This is a genomic window from Neobacillus vireti (assembly GCF_036962465.1).
GTDB classification, from domain to species: Bacteria; Bacillota; Bacilli; order Bacillales; family Cytobacillaceae; genus Neobacillus; species Neobacillus vireti_B.
Genome location: NZ_JBALNF010000067.1, coordinates 54,786 through 74,627, shown reverse-complemented (window position 1 = coordinate 74,627; position 19,842 = coordinate 54,786). Strand labels below are relative to the sequence as shown.

At 42.9% G+C, this 19,842-nt stretch carries 11 protein-coding genes; all 11 read right to left on the bottom strand.

Annotated elements, in window-relative coordinates; all coding sequences use genetic code 11:
• Nucleotides 1–130: 130 nt before the first annotated feature.
• The 11 genes from V7077_RS24115 to V7077_RS24065 all read right to left on the bottom strand — a co-directional run bounded on the left by V7077_RS24115 (nt 131) and on the right by V7077_RS24065 (nt 19,768).
• Complete coding sequence (locus V7077_RS24115) at nt 131–2,413, bottom strand: glycoside hydrolase family 3 N-terminal domain-containing protein (RefSeq protein ID WP_335506682.1); 2,283 nt, start codon at nt 2,411–2,413, stop codon at nt 131–133.
• A 31-nt stretch (nt 2,414–2,444) separates the two neighbouring features.
• On the bottom strand, nt 2,445–5,570 hold the full coding sequence (locus tag V7077_RS24110) for an alpha-mannosidase (protein ID WP_335506681.1): 3,126 nt from the start codon (nt 5,568–5,570) through the stop codon (nt 2,445–2,447).
• Nucleotides 5,571–5,746: 176 nt separating this feature from the next.
• The gene (locus V7077_RS24105; RefSeq protein WP_335506679.1) at nt 5,747–8,746 is read right to left on the bottom strand and encodes an endo-beta-N-acetylglucosaminidase; all 3,000 of its coding nucleotides are present in this window, start codon (nt 8,744–8,746) and stop codon (nt 5,747–5,749) included.
• 827 nt (nt 8,747–9,573) lie between these two features.
• The gene (locus V7077_RS24100) at nt 9,574–10,449 is read right to left on the bottom strand and encodes an ROK family protein (protein ID WP_335506678.1); all 876 of its coding nucleotides are present in this window, start codon (nt 10,447–10,449) and stop codon (nt 9,574–9,576) included.
• A 20-nt stretch (nt 10,450–10,469) separates the two neighbouring features.
• Nucleotides 10,470–11,378, bottom strand: a complete 909-nt coding sequence (locus V7077_RS24095; RefSeq protein WP_335506676.1) for an ROK family protein — start codon at nt 11,376–11,378, stop codon at nt 10,470–10,472.
• Between the two features lie 39 nt (nt 11,379–11,417).
• The gene (locus V7077_RS24090; protein ID WP_335506674.1) at nt 11,418–12,827 is read right to left on the bottom strand and encodes a glycoside hydrolase family 1 protein; all 1,410 of its coding nucleotides are present in this window, start codon (nt 12,825–12,827) and stop codon (nt 11,418–11,420) included.
• A gap of 39 nt (nt 12,828–12,866) precedes the next feature.
• Complete coding sequence (locus V7077_RS24085; RefSeq protein WP_335506671.1) at nt 12,867–14,372, bottom strand: response regulator transcription factor; 1,506 nt, start codon at nt 14,370–14,372, stop codon at nt 12,867–12,869.
• Nucleotides 14,365–16,161 carry a sensor histidine kinase gene (locus V7077_RS24080; RefSeq protein WP_335506669.1) on the bottom strand — a complete coding sequence of 599 codons (1,797 nt, stop codon included), beginning with the start codon at nt 16,159–16,161 and terminating at the stop codon, nt 14,365–14,367. Before V7077_RS24080 ends, V7077_RS24085 begins: the two co-directional genes overlap by 8 nt.
• A 158-nt stretch (nt 16,162–16,319) precedes the next feature.
• Complete coding sequence (locus tag V7077_RS24075; RefSeq protein WP_335506667.1) at nt 16,320–17,777, bottom strand: ABC transporter substrate-binding protein; 1,458 nt, start codon at nt 17,775–17,777, stop codon at nt 16,320–16,322.
• Between the two features lie 23 nt (nt 17,778–17,800).
• A complete protein-coding gene (locus V7077_RS24070) occupies nt 17,801–18,790 on the bottom strand; it encodes a carbohydrate ABC transporter permease (RefSeq protein ID WP_335506665.1) in 990 nt (329 codons plus the stop codon).
• A gap of 48 nt (nt 18,791–18,838) precedes the next feature.
• The gene (locus V7077_RS24065) at nt 18,839–19,768 is read right to left on the bottom strand and encodes an ABC transporter permease (protein ID WP_335506663.1); all 930 of its coding nucleotides are present in this window, start codon (nt 19,766–19,768) and stop codon (nt 18,839–18,841) included.
• Nucleotides 19,769–19,842: the final 74 nt, after the last annotated feature.

Genomic DNA, 19,842 nt, shown 5'->3' with positions numbered 1-19,842 from the left:
TGACTTCGGACAGCTCCGTGTATTTTCTGACTTGTGTTGTCTGAACTTGGCTTGAATTTGGACAGTTCAATAAAGGCTCCAACCACCAGAACAGAGGAGGACTAAACAATATTTAAGGAACTGCTGCCATTTATCCGATAGTCAATTCCGTGCTCAATAAATCTCCAGGATTTCCAACTTCAATTTCAAACCATCCCTGTTCCAGCTTATAGATATTTTGGCTACTGAATACTTGTAATTCCTCCGCCCTAAGCTCGAGCATCACTTCTTTGGTCTCCCCGGCATCCAGCCATACCTTCCTAAAACCTTTTAATTCCTTAACCCTTCTGGTTATACTTGAGCCCTTTCCTTTTAGATAGAGCTGAATCACATCATAACCATCGCGGTCCCCTATATTGGTGACGTACACCGTTATGCAGAATTTTTCACCAGCCAACAATTGGCCAGCTGTTATGGTTTTCCTTGTGACCCGAAGATTTTCATACTTAAAGTCGGTATAAGAAAGCCCAAAGCCAAATGGATACAAGGCAGTTCCGGATTGATCGAAATAGTCCTTCTTGTATCCCCCGTCCTTATAATTATAAAAAACAGGCAGCTGCTTGGAAGACCTTGGGATGGACACCGGCAATCGTCCGCTGGGATTTACCTCTCCAAATAACACCTCCGCTATGGCCTGACCACCCATTTGTCCTGGATACCAGGCACTTAAAATCGCTGGGGCATGTTCCGCAATCCATGGAATCGCATGTGGTCTTCCCTGGATTAAAACAACGATAACCGGTGTTCCTGTTTCCATCACTTTTTGAAGCAGCTGGAGCTGAAGGCCGCCCAATTCCAAATTGGCCACATCCACATTTTCGCCGCAATCCATTTCTTCCTCGCCTGTTGTATTAACAACAGCTCCGTTTAGGTCAAATTGGGCATCAAATTTCCTGGCACTGGAACCACCTAAAACAACGATAGCCACATCTGAACTGCCGGCAAGATGAACGGCTTTCTCGATACCTTCTCGATCACCGGAGCGAATGCCGCAGCCCTTTTCATAAACCACTTCCGCCTCAGAGGCCAGTGAGGTAATCCCCTTCCGAACCGTAATGACGCGGCCTTCCCGCTGGAACGGTGTATAATCCCCAAGCTGATTATAAATGGCGTCAGCATTAGGGCCAATGACTGCTATTTTTTTAACATCTTTTTTGAGAGGAAGGATTCCGTCATTTTTTAACAGAACAATCGACTGCCGTGCCGATTCCAGATTAATTTTCTCAGCCTGCTCCTTATTTTTCATCGGATTGGCTTCCACATAAGGCTGATCAAACAAGCCCATTTTTAATTTAAGCGTTAATACCCTTCTTACTGCATCATTAAGCTTTTCTTTACTGACGAGCCCCGTTTCCACTGCGGTTTCCAAAGTAGTATACACATCATCCCAAAGGCTGATATCTACTCCGTTTTCAAGGGCCAATGCAGCGGCTTTCTCCCGGCTTTGGGTTAAAGCGACCAAATTGTCGAGCGCACAGCCGTCAGCCATCACCATTCCCTTAAATCCGAATTCCTCCCGCAAAATTTGATTAAGAAGATAGCCATTGGCGTGACAGGGAATTCCGTCAATTTCATTGTAAGCTGCCATACAGGCAAGAGCTCCTGATTGGATGGCTGAGATCATCGGCGGAAGATGAATTTCCCTTAATTCTCTTTCCCCGATGGAAGCTGGCGCAGCATTCTTACCTCCTGTTCCGTTGCCCTGGCCCGCAAAATGCTTTAAAACAGCGGTCATTTTCCCCTCTGGGATAAAGTCACTTGGCTCCCCCTGCATTCCTTTAACAACAGCCTCGGATAACCGGGAGGCGAGGTAGGGATCTTCACTAAAGCACTCCTCTGATCGCCCCCATCTTGGATCGCGCAGGATATCCAATGTCGATACGAGTGCCAAATGGGCCCCTTTTGCCCTTACTTCCTTTGCCACGGCGGCCATCAGTTTTTCATGCAATTCGGGATTCCACGTTGCACCTATTCCCAAATTGACAGGCGTAATCATGCTGTCTAGTCCTTGATGACCGTGGGAGCATTCTTCCGAAAGAAGGACGGGAATTCCCAATCTTGTATGTTCCTTTACATATTGTTGAATCAGATTGGCCACTTCAGCACTAACATCCTCCGTAATCCCATTTTCAAAATTAACGGCTGACCATGGGTCGGAACGGAAGAGTCCATAAAGGACTCCGATTCCATCCCATCGCTCTACATGTTCTTTAAACTTTTCCGTTAGTTCATAGCCGGTGTCTGTTTTTCTGTAAACTTCCCAGCCATACAATTTCTGGTTCACCTGTCCAACCTTTTCCTTTAAGGTCATCTTGGACAATAATGCTTCAACTCGTTCATTTATCGCTTCTTTTGCCGTATTAGAATGTGCCATTTTTCCACCTGACCCATGTAGTTTTTTGATTCTACAAGCTTACTAAAATTGTTTTTACTTCAAATGGCTTCAGTGAGGAGGATAGCTTGTTCCCTTGGACGGAAATGTCTGCCTGTCTCTCTTCCAGTAGATTCGTTTCATGTGCTGACTGAACCTGCCCCGCCAAGGATATGAAAATATTCTCTCTGCCGCCGCTAGATTCATACATTCTCAACGTAAGCCCCGTGCCATCCTCTGACGGCTTCACCGTATCAAGAATGACCTGATTGGATTCTATCTTTATAAAAGAATGCGAACTTGGCAGTCTTCCCTGATGGGCAGAAGTACAGAAAACAACAGCTGGGTGATTCAACTCATACCCGCGCTTAACCACTTCAGCCTCTCGCCAGTCACCTTCATGCGGGAAAAGGGAGTACGTAAATTCATGCTGCCCCTGATCTGCCCCTTTGTCAGGCCATTTAGGTGCCCGAAGCAAGGATAAGCGCAGAACATTTTGTTTCACATCATATCCGTATTTGCAATCATTCAACAAACTGACTCCATATCCAGCTTCAGAAAGGTCGGCAAAGCGGTGGCCGCACACTTCAAACTGTGCTTGCTCCCAGCTCGTATTAGTATGAGTCGCTCTTTCCACCGATCCGAACGGGATTTCAAATGTGGCTTTATTGCTAACCACATCGACCGGGAAGGCAACCTTTAATAATTTGTGCTCCTCCTGCCAATCGACTCGCGTTTGGAAATCGATTCGTCTACTGTGGTGATAGAAAACCATATCTTGCTCGATGGTTGACCCGGCCAGCTGCCATTTAAACCGGATCACATCCTTGGCCTCTCCTTTTTGAATGCCCTGCTCAAGAAGGACAACCGGTTCCGCCGGCTGGTCTTCAAAATGGGGGTCCACATCCCATGCATCCCAGAGCATCGGGCGGTCATGGAAGAGCTGGAACTGATTAGCAGCGGCCCCGCTAGGCACCACTTCACGCTGGGCTTTTTTATCATATAGGCGGGAAATTTCCCCCTTTTCATTCCATTCCACCAGGTAATAGTCCGTTCCCCACTCGCGGCCCAATTCCTCCTGTTCCTCGATAGCTTGTTTCCCTAAATCCTTTAACCATACGACTGCATAACCCATTTCCGGAATCTCAGGCACGTGAACTGTTAATTCGATTTGGCCATCCTCCATTTGAATAGTGTCCGTTGGAAGTTCCCGCCCCTCCTGATTGACTGCTCCCATTCCTGCCAATTCAGGTCCACCGGTAATTCTTACGGTCTCGGACCTCATCCAGGACAAACTATTAAAGACGATAATCGGTATTCCGTCGCCCTTGGTATCAATTTGCTTTTCGAGAGACTGCAATGCTTCCTGTCTCACCGTTTCGCCGTTTGCAAAAATTTTCTTGTAATCGGCCTCTGAATCCACATAGACCTCCGGAATGGACGACCCTGGAATAATATCGTGAAATTGATTGAGCAGGAGCAGCTTCCAGCCTTCTTCCAATGACTGAGAAAGATCGGCTCCGGCAAGGTTTCCAGCTAGGCTGCGCCAAATCTCTGCATCTCGGTAAAGGACTTCTGCTTTCCGGTTCCATTTCTTATTCCGGGCATGTGTGGTGTACGTCCCCCGATGAAGCTCCAAATACATATCCCCCACCCATGCAGGTAAAGGTGGATTGGCCTCACGGATCCCATCGAAAAATTCGTGGGCTGTACTGTTTACCACTGCCGGCAAGTCAGGCAAGGAGGCGGAACGATCAATATAATCAATCATTTCTTGTGTCACGCCGCCGCCGCCATCCCCATGTCCATAAAGGAGCATTTGTTTTGGATGGGCATTCTTTTGCTTAAAACTATCCCAGTGACTCTGGATTTCTTGGGGGTGGGTATATTCATTTAATCCATGATTTAAAAAGGACAGAATCTGCGTTCCATCGATCCCTTCCCAATAAAACAAATCATAAGGAAATGGATTAGTGTCATTCCAGTTCATTTTAGAGGTCATAAAATAGTCGATTCCAGCACCCTTTAACAATTGCGGCAGAGAAGCACAATAGCCAAAGGTATCAGGAAGCCACTCAATTCTTGGCTGTACGCCGAATTCATCCTTGTAAAATTTCATCCCATATAGCAACTGACGGACTAACGATTCACCGGATGGCATATTTAAATCGGGCTCTACCCACATGCCTCCAACGACCTCCCAGCGTCCATCAGAAATATGCTTTTTCACCCTTTCATAGATTTCAGGGTAATGCTCCTTTACAAAGGCATAGGCTTGGGGCTGGCTCTGTGCATAGGTAAAGCCTGGATTCTCATCCAGCAGGGTACTCATCGTCGAAAAAGTCCGGCTGCACTTACGAATGGCTTCCTTTACCGGCCAGAGCCAGGCCAAATCAATATGAGACTGTCCTACCATTAACATTTGACCATAGGGGCTGCCCGCCAAATCAGATAGTTTTTTCTTTAAGTCTTCTTCCATGTCAGCAACCCATGAACCGTTCGTTAATGCTTCCGGCGTTTCAGACAGAATCATTTTTTCAACCTCAGTCAAACTCTCAATGATTTTGAATCGTCCCATGTCACCTTCCTGCAGCAATTTCGCGGTATCATAGTAACACTTCACGGTGGCCAGCAGACTTTGGACAGCCGTATTCGGAAGATCAAGAGTTCCTTTCAGAAGGGTTAGTGGCGGGGGATCAAATTCGGCGGGTTCATTTTGATAATTTAACTCATCGAGCGTTTGACCGGCATAGTTATATAATTCTACTTTTATATTGATTTTTTCTTTTCCCCGTGCACTCTCCGGAAAAGGGACATAACTACGGTTCCGATCAATTCCATGGTGGGGCATGCCATCTAATGAAACCAAACCCTCATGGAGCGTCCTGCGGCCCTTTGCACCGGCAAGAAAGGTAAGTCCAAATGGCCGATTCTGCCAGTGAGCGGGGATCGATACTTCCTTCTCCAAAAACATGGTACCACCGGCATCGATTAACCAGTCACCTTCATTAATAGGAAAGCTGTCTTCTGAATCAAACTTATAGTTTGCTGGTGACATATAAATGCCGCGTTTTGCACGCCATTCCTCAATCTGGATAGACTCTAGTATCTGGTGATTCGATAAATGCTGAATAAATCGCTGTATTCTCTCCAAGGTCAATGTTGTTCCCTCCCAAGCTAATATTCTTTTATTTAAAAAAATGCTGTGTTAAATTTTGCTGTTAATTTCCGCTCCAGGCCCTCGCTTTCCGTGATCATTAACCAGCATAAAAAATAAAGAGTATGGCAGATATTTCGTATCTGCCATACCTGATAACTTCGCTGGCTAGCAGCGGTTTACTTCGACCATGTTCTTAAAAAATAGTCCGCGCTAGCTTTTAGCCTGTTTTTCGAGTCTTGTGAAATGCCATTGAATTCACCGCGGTCGATTTGAGCCTTAAACTTCTCTAATTGCGTGGCCGCTTGTTTCAAGCGGCCTGCCTCATAATGTTCCTTCGCAGTGTTCAATGTGTCCGTTAGCATTTCGCCAGCTGTTGCGGTGAACTCTTTTTTCTCAACCAATCCGTTGATGATACTGTAAAGGTCATCTAAGGTCATTCTGACAACAGTAGTAACTTTATTACCTGAATAGTCCTCCATCACAAATTCAAGGATGCTGTTCGTAGACTGGGTTTGGAAGGTGAGCTCTTGTAAATGGGTGCGTCCGCGCACAATATAAGGTTTGCGTCCTTGACTGTAAGTAGTATTGAACGTTTTAGCCACGCCATTTTCATGGACATACAGGTAATGCCAATCCCTTGCGTCCGGTAATCCCCACGTCACGGAAGTCCCATTAATGGTGACTTTTTCTGCCGGATACGCTTCAATGGATTTGTCTATAAACGTGCCCTGATAGCTAATCCAGTCATGGCTGCCGACCTTTATTTTTAGAAGATATTTATCCCCATTAATCGGTAAATTGGACAGTTTTGCTTCTGGCTTGCCATTACTTACGGTGACCGTCTCGTTCACTTCTTTGGCATAGTCATACTCAGTAGAAAGATTTACAGTAACCTTTCCATCGACATCCTTAGGATTTTCCCATGAAACTACCATATCGCCGTTATCCGATTGGATAACTTTGATGTTATGAACCCCTTTTGTTAAATCATATTTGACTACAGTAGGATCACTTTCCTGGCCATCCTGACTCACGGCTGTGACGGAAATATCACCTGATAACCCTTTCATATTCTTGATGTAAAAGACATTATCATAAATTCCGCCAACATAAGCTCCGTTATTATAGACATTGTATTGCTTCACATCATCATAGTCAGCGAGATTCCATGAGATATACATTTCATTAGAATCACGTAGAGCTTTTGTGATCTGAAGTCCTACAGGTGCCTTCGGTTTCTCAATCGACTGATCGCTGATTTTCACCTGGCCGATATTAACCTGATAATTATTGATCTGTCCTTGTGCACCGTTATCAAAAACGATTCCAAAAGCTTCGATCTCTTTGCCTGCATATTTGGACAAGTCAAGATCGGCTGTCACCCATCCATCCGTCTTTTTGCCGGAATTCGGTACATCCACTTTCACAACTTGTTCCGGAGCGTCTTTAAAAAGTAAACCGACACTCATTTTAGATGCATCATCTTGGGATGTTTTATTGTAAGTAAGCGAAAATTTAGAGCCCTGTTTTACTTGTAAATCGGTCTTGTAAAGGTGTAAAAAGTTTTCTGCATCCAATGTGCCATTTACAACGAGTGAGTTTCCGCCGTTATAGGCACCAACCTTTTGATAATTGAACCGTTGGCCCGCATTGTAGTTAGGACCAAAATCAAAGTCTGCCTGCAGCGGTGTGCCTGATGTTTGCATCCACCATTGCCATGTCACAGGAATATCCTGAATATTGATATTGGACCATTCTTCATTGTTACTAACCTTGCCATTGACATAATAGGCTAATCCGCGGCCCATGTTAAAATTAGAGACAAAGTTGGAGCCCTGAATGACACTGCGTTCAGCGATATACGCAGCAACACCATCCCAGTTATCCCCTTTTGCCGCTACATCGGAAAGGGCAGCGTTTGCATTTCTACCCGTATTAGTTGGATCAAGATTAGGGCCTGTCCACCATGCACGATCACGAATAAACGACATCCATTGGTAATCGCTGTTGTTGCGACGCATCGTATCCACTCCGCCAAGATCTTCATCCAAGCCATGATGGGTAAAGTCCGCTCCAAGCATGGCGATACTGTTCATCGATTTGCCTATGCTGTCCAAATTATTTTTAAGATCGTTTCGATGAAGGCCAAATTTGTCGCCGCCTGCTTCCACACCGGCAAACACAGACTCTAGAGGATTTAAACCTAAACTCTCTGCAAGGGCCTTCGAATTTGACAACTTTTGTTTGTTCCAATTGTAATTTAAGAAAATCGACTGGGCCAGATCGCCATATTGCGGATCCTTTAAAAACGGACTATTCCCGGTGGTGAATTCGTTGTCGTATTTTAATTTACCAGTTGTATTATTAACTGCATCGTACCACTGGACATATAAACCACTATTTCGTAAAACCTTTAAAAACTCTTTATAAGTAGGGATATCTTTCACAGCTACCCCGGAAAGCTCTTCTTGGTTAAAGAAATAGCCGTCATATCCATAATACTTAGCCATTTCGATCAGTTTTTCAGCAACAGGGAAGTTCCCATCCTTGTCTTTGACAAGCATTTGCGTATAGGTTTGCGGGCCCCTGTCATTGCTTGAGAAGAAAATAACAGCAAGGGATTTGACTCCGTTTTTATGGGCGGCATTCGTATAAGCCGGATTTGGGATATTTAATGCACCAAATTCAAACCATCTTTCATACCATTGAAGGCTCGGATCATATAAATCTTTTGGAACATCGGCTGTCGCCATTCCATGCCAATAAGAGTAATAATCAACATACTGCCAGTAAGGAAACGTATACTGCCCGAATTTATTCGTATAGGCGGTACTGTCCATAAAAGCATTCCCATAGTCACCTGCAATATTAAACATTTGTGTTTCCGGGCTCAAATTAGGGTTTGCCTGTGTGGCGGTAAATGCTTCATTACGTTGTTGTAGTGGGACTCGCGACCTGAGCATCTCTGAATCTTTATCTGTTTCCGGTTTCCACTTTAAAATGTCATTCGATGTATATCCGTGCTGGGTTGGCTGATTTAATCCGGTTGCGTTGCTGCCTGTATATGGCAGTGTATCCCCCGCCAAAGCTGAGGTTGCAAAGCCGGCCTGCAAGGTAAAAAGCGCCGAAATTGTGACGATCAATGTTTTTTTCGTTTTTCCCATTCGTGAAAACATCCATTTCCCTCCCCTTTTTTCCGCTTAGCTGCTTAGACAAAAGAAGTAAGTTGATCACCTACAATTATGTAAGGCATCAATAGATTCATTGATGGATAGCTCCGCCCCCCTCTTTAATGAATAGGTTACATTTCATCCCATGGCTCCCCTTGAATGTAAGCCTTTCCACTATTTTAGCAATACTATTCTTATCCTCCTATTGGCTAAAACATAGATTCATTGGTTAAAGTAAAGAACACTGTTTAACAATTCAGAATGTTAAAGTCGTGCTGCATGAAAAATGCCCTTCATCTAGGGATAGGACAAAACTTGATTGTACTCTCTAAATCTGTCCTATATACAGTGGCTATTGGACAAAATTTTAATTCCCTCCAGTATTTGTCCAATAGCTATAACTCTATTAGACAAAATCCCCTTGAACCAATTAAAAATTGTGCAATAGATGGGCTCTATTGCACAATTTCCTTATCCAACTTCACGAATTTGTCTAATAGACAGCGGCTATGGGACAAAATTTTTAGATTCCCTCCTGTAATTGTCCAATAGCTATAACTCTATTAGACAAAACCCCATCGAACTTATAAAAATTGTCCAAAAGAAGGTCCCTATTGGACAAAATCCTTATCCACCCTCTCCAATCTGTCCAATAGACAGCGGCTATGGGACAAAATTTTAAATTCCCTCCAGAATTTGTCCAATAGCAGCAACCCTATTTGACAAAACCCCATTGAACAGCGGGGAAATTGTCCATTAGTAGAGCCCAACCTCTCGCCAAGCCGCCCCCACAAAAAAAACGTACCACTCTCCCGAGTAGTACGTTCCCTCTATTAATATACTTTCCTACTCTCACCTAATGCCTGCCGCGCCAATAAAAGCGCCCCTGTAATCCCTGCATCATCCCCCAGCCCAGGGCTTACAATATACTCCGACAGCTCCGGCAATGTAACATAATCACGCAGAAACTGCTCCAAATACTGATAGATAGAAGAGAATACTTGTTTTTGGTTCATCACGCCGCCGCCTAGGATGATCCTTTTTGGAGAAAGAATCAGAATATATTGCATCAGGGCCTGAGCAATATAGTAGCCCTCCAATTCCCATACTTCCTCCCTTTCCGCCAAGCGGATTCCTTTTTCTCCCCATCGTTCTTCAATGGCAGGCCCTGCCGCCAGCCCCTCCAGGCAATCACCGTGGTACGGGCATCTTCCCTGATAGGGATCCCTTGGATGACGTTGAACCAAAATATGTCCCATCTCCGGATGTGAATGCCCTTGAAGCAGCTGTCCCTGAACAAGCGCCCCTGCACCAATTCCTGTGCCAACCGTAATATATAAGCAGCTGTCCAGCCCTTTGGCTGCACCAAAGGTCGCCTCGCCTAATGCGGCCGCATTTACATCTGTATGAAAGCCAATGGGAACATCAAAGGCATTCTGAATTGTTTGCACAAACGGATAGTCCTTCCACCCTGGTTTTGGTGTAGACGTAATATACCCGTAAGTCGGACTTTCCCGATTGACATCAATAGGGCCAAATGAGCCAATCCCGATCGCCTCCACTGGGTACTTTTTAAAAAAATCAACGACTTTTGGAAGGGTTTCTTCCGGGGTAGTCGTGGGGATTTGAATTCTGTCCGTTATCTTTCCTGTTTCGTCTCCGACAGCACAAACAAATTTTGTCCCTCCCGCTTCAATCGCACCAAGCATTTACAATTCCTCCTAGTCTATTATTCTTGAAACCGTCCCTTGTCATTCAGAAAATGAAACAAGGCCCCGATTAAGTTGGCATCGTTACCAAATTGACACGCTTCCACTTCAATAGCTAACGTGGAAATCTCATTTCTCAGGCCCTTTAATTCATGATTGATTCCGTCAATCACTTCCCGGCGTTTGCTAATCCCGCCGCCAATGAGGATTTTTTCTGGGTCCAGGGCATATTTCAAATTATAGATACCGATTGCCAGCCTCTTATAAAACTCGGTAAGGCATTCTTGGGCAATCGAGTCGCCTTCTTCCGCCAAACGAAATACCTCTTCTCCGTCCAGCTTCCCTTTCCCAAGCAATTTTCCCTTTTTCACTTCCTCCACAAGGGCATTGGTGGAAGCCACAAGGCTCCAGGTTCCTTGCAGCGGCTCTTGGAAAGGGGCTCCCATAATCATGTAACCAAACTCCCCGCCGTGCAGCGAGGCCCCGCGTAATATCGATTGATTCAGGACAATACTGCCGCCAATTCCTGTGCCTATCACAATACAAATATAGTAATCCGTTCCTTTGGCTGCACCTAACCAGCCTTCCGCCAAAGCAGCGCAATTGGCATCATTTTCGATCGTTGTCTGAAGTCCTGTCCGTTCCTTTATGATTCCGGTCATGTTGACTCCATGGATATAGGGAATCGCACTGGCTCCGCCAATAAAGCCTGTTTTTACATCTACAGATCCTGGAGAACTTACGGCAATTCCTTGAAGTTCAAAGTCATCCGAATATTGTTCGACTATTCTTTGTAAAGTCTGCAAGAAGATCTCCAATCCATCTTTGGGGGTCATCAACTTGCCGCTTTTGAGTTTCTTGGCCGTTTCATCCATAACCGCATATTTGATATATGTACCTCCAATATCGAATACCATGTAGGCTTTCATTAGCATCCCCCTACGTGTAAATTGTTCGTCTCACCAAGCTTAAAATCCATTGTTCTCTGCCAGCAGCTTATACCATCGGCCAGATTTTTTTATGGTTCGTTTAAGACCATTATTCAAATCTACTTCTACCAATCCGTAGCGGTTCTTATAGGCGTTTGTCCATGACCAGTTATCCATGAATGTCCAAATATGATATCCCAGACAATTGGCTCCTTCCTGAATTCCTTTATGTACCCACTTTAAGTGTTCTTTCACAAACTCAATCCTGTAGTCATCCTTAATGAATCCTTCTTTGTTGCGAAACTTCTCTTCTCCCTCAACCCCCATGCCATTCTCCGAGATGAAGAAGGGGATATTTCCATAATGGTCACGAAGATCGATCATTATGTCATAGATGACTTCCTCGCATATCTCCCAGCCACGATGCGGATTGATTTTCCGCCCTGGCATGATATAAGGATCAAATAGATGTTCCGGCATAAACGGAGTATTCTCAGGCTCCGGCTTCTCCTTCGCTTTTACACGGCGCGGCTGGTAGTAGTTCACACCTAAAAGATCAATCGGATTCTCTCTGATCACGTCCAAATCACCGGCCTCCACCGTTGGAAGCAGCTTTCTTTCTTTTAATAGATCAACCAAATCACGCGGATACTCCCCTTTTGTGACCGGATCAAGAAAACTGCGGTTAAAGAACAAATCCGAAATATGGGCTGCGGCTACATCCTCCGAATCATCCTTACTTCTTGGATAGGTTGGCGTTAGGTTCAGGATGATGCCGATTTTCCCTGCTATCTTCTCCTTCTTAAAGGCCTCTACCGCCTTGGCATGGGCCACAATCGTATGGTGCGCAACAACGGCTGCCCGTTTGAAATCTGTTACATTAGGATAATGCCAATTATATAAATAGCCTGCCTCGACTGGAACAATCGGTTCGTTAAAAGTAAACCAGTATTTCACGCGGCCTCCAAATAAACGGAAGCAAGTTCTTGCATAATTCACATAGGCATCAACGACTTCCCGGCTTTCCCAGCCGCCTTTTTCCTGCATACACATCGGCATATCAAAATGGTATAAATTCACAAAGGGCTCTATTTTCTGGGCCAGCAGCTCATCGAAGACTTGATTGTAAAAGGCAACGGCCATCTCGTTCACTTCCCCAGTTCCATCCGGAATTAACCGGGACCATTGAATCGAGGTCCGAAAGGAGTTATGCCCCGTTTCTTTCATTAACTGAATATCTTCTTTAAAGCGATGATAGAAATCCGATGTCTGCTCCGGGCCAACCTGATTATGAAAACAATTAGGCTCTACACTATACCAATAATCCCAGATACTTTGCTTTCTTCCACCAGCCATTGCGGCCCCTTCCGTTTGCGGACCGGATGCGGCACTTCCCCACCAAAACTTTTCAGGAAAACGATAGTTTGGTTGATTAATATTTTTTTCCATCTATATCACCGCTTCTCTCTATTAAATGGTAATCCACGATTAAATTTTCCTCCACTCACTCGGTGTCGTGCCAATGATTTTCTTGAATTGTTTATAAAAGTAAGTAGTGTCTGAATACCCGACCTTTTTTCCTATATCCCCTGCTCGATAATGGGTGGTTTTCAGTAATTCCTTTGCTTTCTCTAATCGGTAGCGATTAAGATATTCTGAAAAGACAACCCCTACTTCCTTTTGAAACAACTGCCCGAGATAAATGGCATTGACATGGAACTGCTGCCCCAATGTTTTTAAGGACAGCCCCTGGTCATAGTGGGCATGGATGTACTGGAGCACATTCTGTACAATTGGGCTTCGCAAATGAACATGATTGTGAATGGTCAAGATTAGCTCATAGCAATATTCAGTCAAGATGGTCCTCATCTGCCCGATATCCGAGCAATAAACAATCCGTTCAACGACAGCGGTGTAAAGCGAAAGGTCATCCGGCTGCAGGGAATAATGAATATAGGAAATTAAATCAAAAGTATATTTTTTTGCCACATGAGGGGAGATGATTGTTGATTTTTCTGTTAGTCCCTTAAAGAACAAATCAATCAATTTTAATGATTCTTCCTCCTCATTCATGAGCTGCTTTACAATATTTTCCTTGAACTCCTGCTGACGTTTCAGATCTTCCTGGCGGTCGACTGCTAGTTTATCTGTCAGGAGCACATTCGGTTCTGAGTATAGCTGAAGGGAGCTATGTTCCCTAGCCACCATAAAGCTTTCTTCAAATTCATCCATCGTACAGACGGGCTTTCCCATCGCCAAATAGAATAAGCCTGTCCTTCTTTGTTCATTGCGGAGATCATCCACAAGGCTTTGATGCTGCCTTTCCAGCTCCTCTTCACTCGCACCGCCGAAAAAAATCACAATCTCTTGATTAGGACTATAGAAACATAACGCCGAGTATTGCTCTTCAATATGGTGCCTGACACCATTTACAACCTCTGGATTGTGGTAATGTTCAATAGTTAGGATTGAAACTGCGTACATTGTCTGGTTAAATTTGATTTGGTATAAGGCCAATCTTTCGAGGCAGTTATGCCTGTCCATTTCGCCATTTAGATAGCTCCATAAAGTATTGTCCAGCAGGGTGGCTGTTTCCTGTGTCTTGCTGCCTGCCGCTTCAGCCTTTAATTTTTGTCCAAGAACTTGAAGCGTTTTCAATAATTCCTCTTCATCCACAGGCTTTACCAAATAATTTTCAATTCCTAATAACAACCCTCGCTTGATAAAATCAAACTCTTGATATCCTGTTAAAACCATACTTTTGGTCTCAGGCCGGATGCTATTTACTTCTTGTATCAAGTCTAAGCCGGACATTTCCCCCATCAATATATCCGTAATGAGGATATCGATCGGATATTTCTTAATATAGGAGAGCGCTTCCTCCCCGCTTTCTGCTGTATGGACGACTTCAAATCCATAATCTTCCCAATCCAAGATGGCCGCCAGTCCTTTTGTGATGATGGGTTCATCATCAGCCAATAGCACCTTAAACATGGTAAAGCCCCTGCACTGGAATGGACAAAGTGACCCTTGTTCCAGTGTCTTTGCTGCTTTTTACCGAGAGCCCAAACTGGTCCCCATACTTGAGTTTCAAACGTTGATGGATATTTCTTAATCCTATTGATTTCATTTCATCGCCCTCTTCACCATTAATATGTTGGACAATTTTGGCCAGTTCATCTTCAGACATACCTTTACCGTTATCTTCTATACAAATTTCGATTTTTTCACCAAGATTGGCCGCATAAATGTTTAATTCATTATCGGACCGATTCTTTTTAAAACCATGAATAAAGTAATTCTCAATAATCGGCTGAAGAACCAATTTTTGAACAGGGATTTGTTCGATCTCCTCTGGAATATCAATATGAACCTGCAGTTTATCCGGGTGTTTAAATTGCATTAATGTTAAATATTGTTTGACATATTCCATTTCGGTATAGAACGCTACGATATCTTTTGATTCCAACGAGTAGCGAAACAATTTTGATAAATGGAAAATCATCTTACTGGACGTTTTGGAGCCCTCCAAGACAGCTACCATTCGGATGGCTTCAAGCGTATTAAATAAGAAATGGGGGTCGATTTGCGCTTGAAGTGCTTTTAATTCAGCTTGCTGCTGCTTCATATTGAGCTTGTAAAATTGCTCAATGTAATTATTCAATTCGTTGAGCATGGAATTCATGTTAGAGGCGATACTCGATAATTCATCTTCATGTTTGGATTCGGGAATCCGTGCATCCAGGTTCCCCTTTTCCACTTGGCGAATCGTCGCAACAATCTTATTTATACGTCTTGAATAATTTTGCATAAACGAATAAGACAGCAAAATGGCCGCTAGGATAAGGAAAGTGATCACGACCCACATGGTTCCCCTGACAATCGATAGCTTGCGCCACCCTTGATCCGTAATCACACTGACAAACGTATAATCACCCTTGCTGGCAATGGTATTGATATAATATTTTTCAGATTTATACTTAATCTTTGTTTCATTCGTTTCTTGTTTGACTTGATGGATCAAAGCAAGAGGAACACCCTCATTATGCGTATAAACAATTTTGCCGTCTGAATCAAGTATAAAGAAGGAAGCCGGTGCCCCTTCATCTCTTTTGACCATTTTATTTAACCGTTCAGTAGAGTAATAGACGGAGATCTCCCCTAGTTTCTCAAGCGTGACCGGATTATTAATAACCACCTTTTTGGTGATGGTATCTTTTAATTTCCGCCTTTTTGGCAGTCCGGTTCCATTTAGATTAGTGCTCCCTTCCTGCATAACCGCATTTGACTGCGCTTTCGTGTCAACGATACTATTGTTCCATCGAAGATAGTTATTGATGAGTAAATATTCAATTCCATCATTATCTAGTGAACGTAAACTAATGGCATTAATATCACTATCTTGACTAAAAAAACCATTAAAATAGGTATCAAGATTGCTAGGAAAATACGAGTGATCCTCTGTAAATCGATCAAGACGGTATTCTAAATATTTCCCATAGCCATTATGGAGCGCAAAGGAAATATCATCAATCAAATCCCCTTGAACGTAAATATCCCTGACTGCTTTATTAATAACTGAATCTTTGGTAGAAAAGTAATCCTCTACCCGTTCCATCGTTCTTGTATTAACATTGACTTCCTTCTGAATAATGATATCAGAATAATAGTTTGTAATAGTCACGATCAAGATGATCACCGTTACAATAATCGTGATGGAGGAGGTTAAAAAAAGCTTATTAAATATTTTTTGATGAAAACGGCTGTATAGTTTCAAATTCATTTCCAATCCCTCAAGGCTTGCATATTTTTTCAGTTCAAGTGTAACACAGTGGAAAGGATCGAAGACGAGATAACTTCCCTTGCCGTTCTAGGTAAATAAATCCAATTCTTAAAATAAAATCAAGCTGGAATAGATCACCCAGCTTGATTCTATCTTTTTTATTTTTGTGTACTTTTCCACTCATCATATTGCTTTTGAATTTCTTTTAATACCTTGTCAAGTCCAGCTTCTTTCAGCTTTTTATTGAATTTTGGCAGGTACTCTTCTGGGTCAACGGAACCTGTAGCCAATGCTGGATAAAACTCTTTCGAAATGTTGGTAATCGCAGCAAGCTCGGAACGAACTGAATCACTATTAAATTTGAAACCAAGTGACGGTGCCTTTACAGCAGATGCGTTAAATTCCTTGAATTTGTCCCATTTATCCTTTGGATCGTCTTTATATAGATACAAGATAAAGTGGTTTCCTAAAGAGTACGATGGCATGTTATAGCCGTCGATACGTGCAGGCAGGTCTTCAATGGTACCGTCAGAATTCTTCTTGTAATGTGTGCCTTCAATTCCTTTATCAACTAGGTTGCGAAGATATGGGTCAGTGTTAAGCAATGTTAAAAATTGCATGACTTTTTTCGGATTTTTCGATGTGGCGGAAATCGCTTGAATAGAACCAGAAACAGAATCATTGATAATCGTTGGCTGCTCAGCAGGAACAGATACTAGTTGATACTTAGCAGAACGAGACCAGAGTAAATCAGCATATGGCTGGGAACCACCCATACGGACAAACCAGTTTTCTACATCCATCGGCCAGCTGTCTTTGCTTGTTGCGGCATCTTCTTTGAGATAACCGGCTTTATAATACTTGCGCATTGTTTTAAATTGTTGCATGGCAGCATCTGTGTCAAATGGATTAATTACTTTGTCTGTTTGACCATCAAATGGGAAGGCTGCAGGCATTTCATTATTGAATACATAGTCAAAGCGAAGTGGTGCTTTAAAGGTTGCCATTGGTGTAATTTTAGGTTCATTTTCTTTAATGGTTTTCAACATTGGCTCAAGGTCTTGTAATGTTTTTACCTTGGAAAGATCAAAGTGGTATTTATCTACAAGGCGTTTGTTAAACGTATACACATCTTGTCTGGCAACCTCTTTGTTAGCAGGAATACCATATAGTTTTCCATCTACCTTATTTCCTTCCAATAGGTCAGGATTAATCACGTCTTTAAGTGCTTTGCCTTCATTATTTAACAAATCATCAATGGCGAGGAATGCACCCTTTTGAGCATTTTGAACGTAGGAGGTTCCATTAGTAAAAATAAGGTCAAAAGATTCCCCTGAATTGATCATGACTTGTGATTTTTGATCCCAATCACCCCAGTCAATTTGCGTCATCTTCACTGTGGCATTGATTTTTTTCTTTGTGTACTTGTTGACTTCTGCAAATACTTTGTCAGCATCTTTTTGCGGGGTTCCGATGGTGTACCATTTAATTTCATATGGCGCATCTTTAACGCCCTTTTCTGATGTGGCACTACTGTCTTTACTGCTGCAAGCAGACAGCAGGGTTCCCGCTGCCAGAACGGATGCGAGAACAATACCTAGTTTCTTCTTCTTCATTTCTTTTCCCCTCTTTCTGTTGATTATTCTTTAACGCCGCCAATTGTCAGCCCGCCAATAAAATACTTTTGGAAGAACGGGTACGAAACTGCAATTGGTAAGGTGGCGATTACAACCATAGCCATTTTGGATGTTTCTTGCGGGATGGTATCAAATAAACTTGTCTGCATGATCGCAACATCCATATTCTGCCTCATGAATTCGAGATTGGCCTCAATTTTCATGAGTAATGCTTGAAGCGGTACCAGATTAGGGTTATCAATATAAAGTAAGGCGGTAAACCAGTCATTCCAATAACCCAGTGTACTAAACAAGGCAATCGTGGCAATTCCCGGTAAGGAAAGCGGGAAGATAATCTGGAAGAAAATTCTCCATTCACTTGCTCCATCTATTCTGGCCGATTCTAAAATCGATTCAGAAACAGACTTTAGGAAGAACGTTCTCATGACAATAATATAAAACGCATTCATTGCAAGCGGCAGGATCAATGCCCAAATGGAATTTTTCAAATGTAAAAATTGTGTAACAACAATGTAAGTCGGAACTAGCCCCCCGCTGAAAAGCATCGTAAAGAAGGCCAGGAATGTGAAAAATCTTCGATATTTAAATTGCGGTCTTGAGATTGCGTAAGCATAAAAGGTAATCATAAACACACTAATAATTGTACCTAAGATGGTAATATAAATCGTGACACCATAAGAGCGGAAAAAGGAACCCTTCATACTCCACAGATAACGATAAGCATCCATGCTCCATTCCTTCGGGATCAGCTGAAAACCATTCCTGACAATACTTTCTTCATTGGTAAACGAAATAATAATGACATAGAGAAAAGGAAAGACACACGCGAATGCGAGAATCCCAAGCAGCACAGCAACAATGGTATTTGCGACCGGATGCAAATGTTGAGGGTCTTGATACTTTTTCCTGGTTGTCTTTATCTTCCCACTTTTTATTTCTTCTACAGACTTTGAAATAGCAAGTGATGAATGGGTTTGTTCTAGTTTTGGCATAAAGTTAGCCGCCAGGCGACTTTTCCTCCCTTCGTAAAGAAGTGAATCTTAAAACAAGGCACTTTCCTCATCCACTTTTCTGACAATGTAGTTCGTAATAATAACAAGGATAAATCCTACAAGCGACTGATAGAGACCTGCTGCCGTACTCATACCAATATCCCCAAGATTCATAAGACCGCGGTATACGAATGTATCAATAACATTTGTTACTCCGTAAAGGGATCCCGAATCTCTCGGCACTTGATAAAACAATCCGAAATCCGAGTTGAAGATCCGGCCAATATTCATGATCGTTAAGATGATCATTAACGGTTTAAGCATTGGCAAGGTAACATGTTTAATCTGCTTCCACTTGGAAGCGCCATCAATCATTGCCGCTTCATAATAACTCCGGTCAATCCCGACGATGGAGGCTAAGTAAACGATACTGCCGTAGCCTACACCTTTCCAGATGCTCATAAACACGAGAATATACGGCCAATACTTGGATTCGCTATACCATGAAACCGGGTCAACATGGAACCAGCTAAGAATGTTATTTACCAAACCGTGTTCATTACTTAAGAAAGTGAAAACAAAGTAACTGCCAATAACCCATGAAATAAAATGTGGGAATAAGATAGAAGTTTGGTAAACCTTTGACAGCCTCTTATTGATGAGCTCACTGAGCAAGATAGCTGTCGCTACTGCAGTGACTAGCCCTAATACAATAAAGACCAGATTATACAGTAAGGTATTTCTTGTTATAATCCATGCGTCATTTGTACTAAATAAGTATTTGAAATTGTCTAGGCCAACCCATTCACTGTGCATGACGCTGGCAAAAAAACCATCGGGGTCAATCCGGAACTTTTTAAAGGCCAATACTTGTCCAAACATCGGCAAATAGGAAAATAGCAAAAGCCAAATTGTTCCTGGTAAAACCATAAGCAGCCAAACTCGATTTTTATAAAGATCGTTGAATATCCTTTTCATCTTTCTCCTCCTCCCACTTATATGTAAGCACTTCCATACCCTTATTCTATAGGGAAAAGGAGCCTATTTATAGT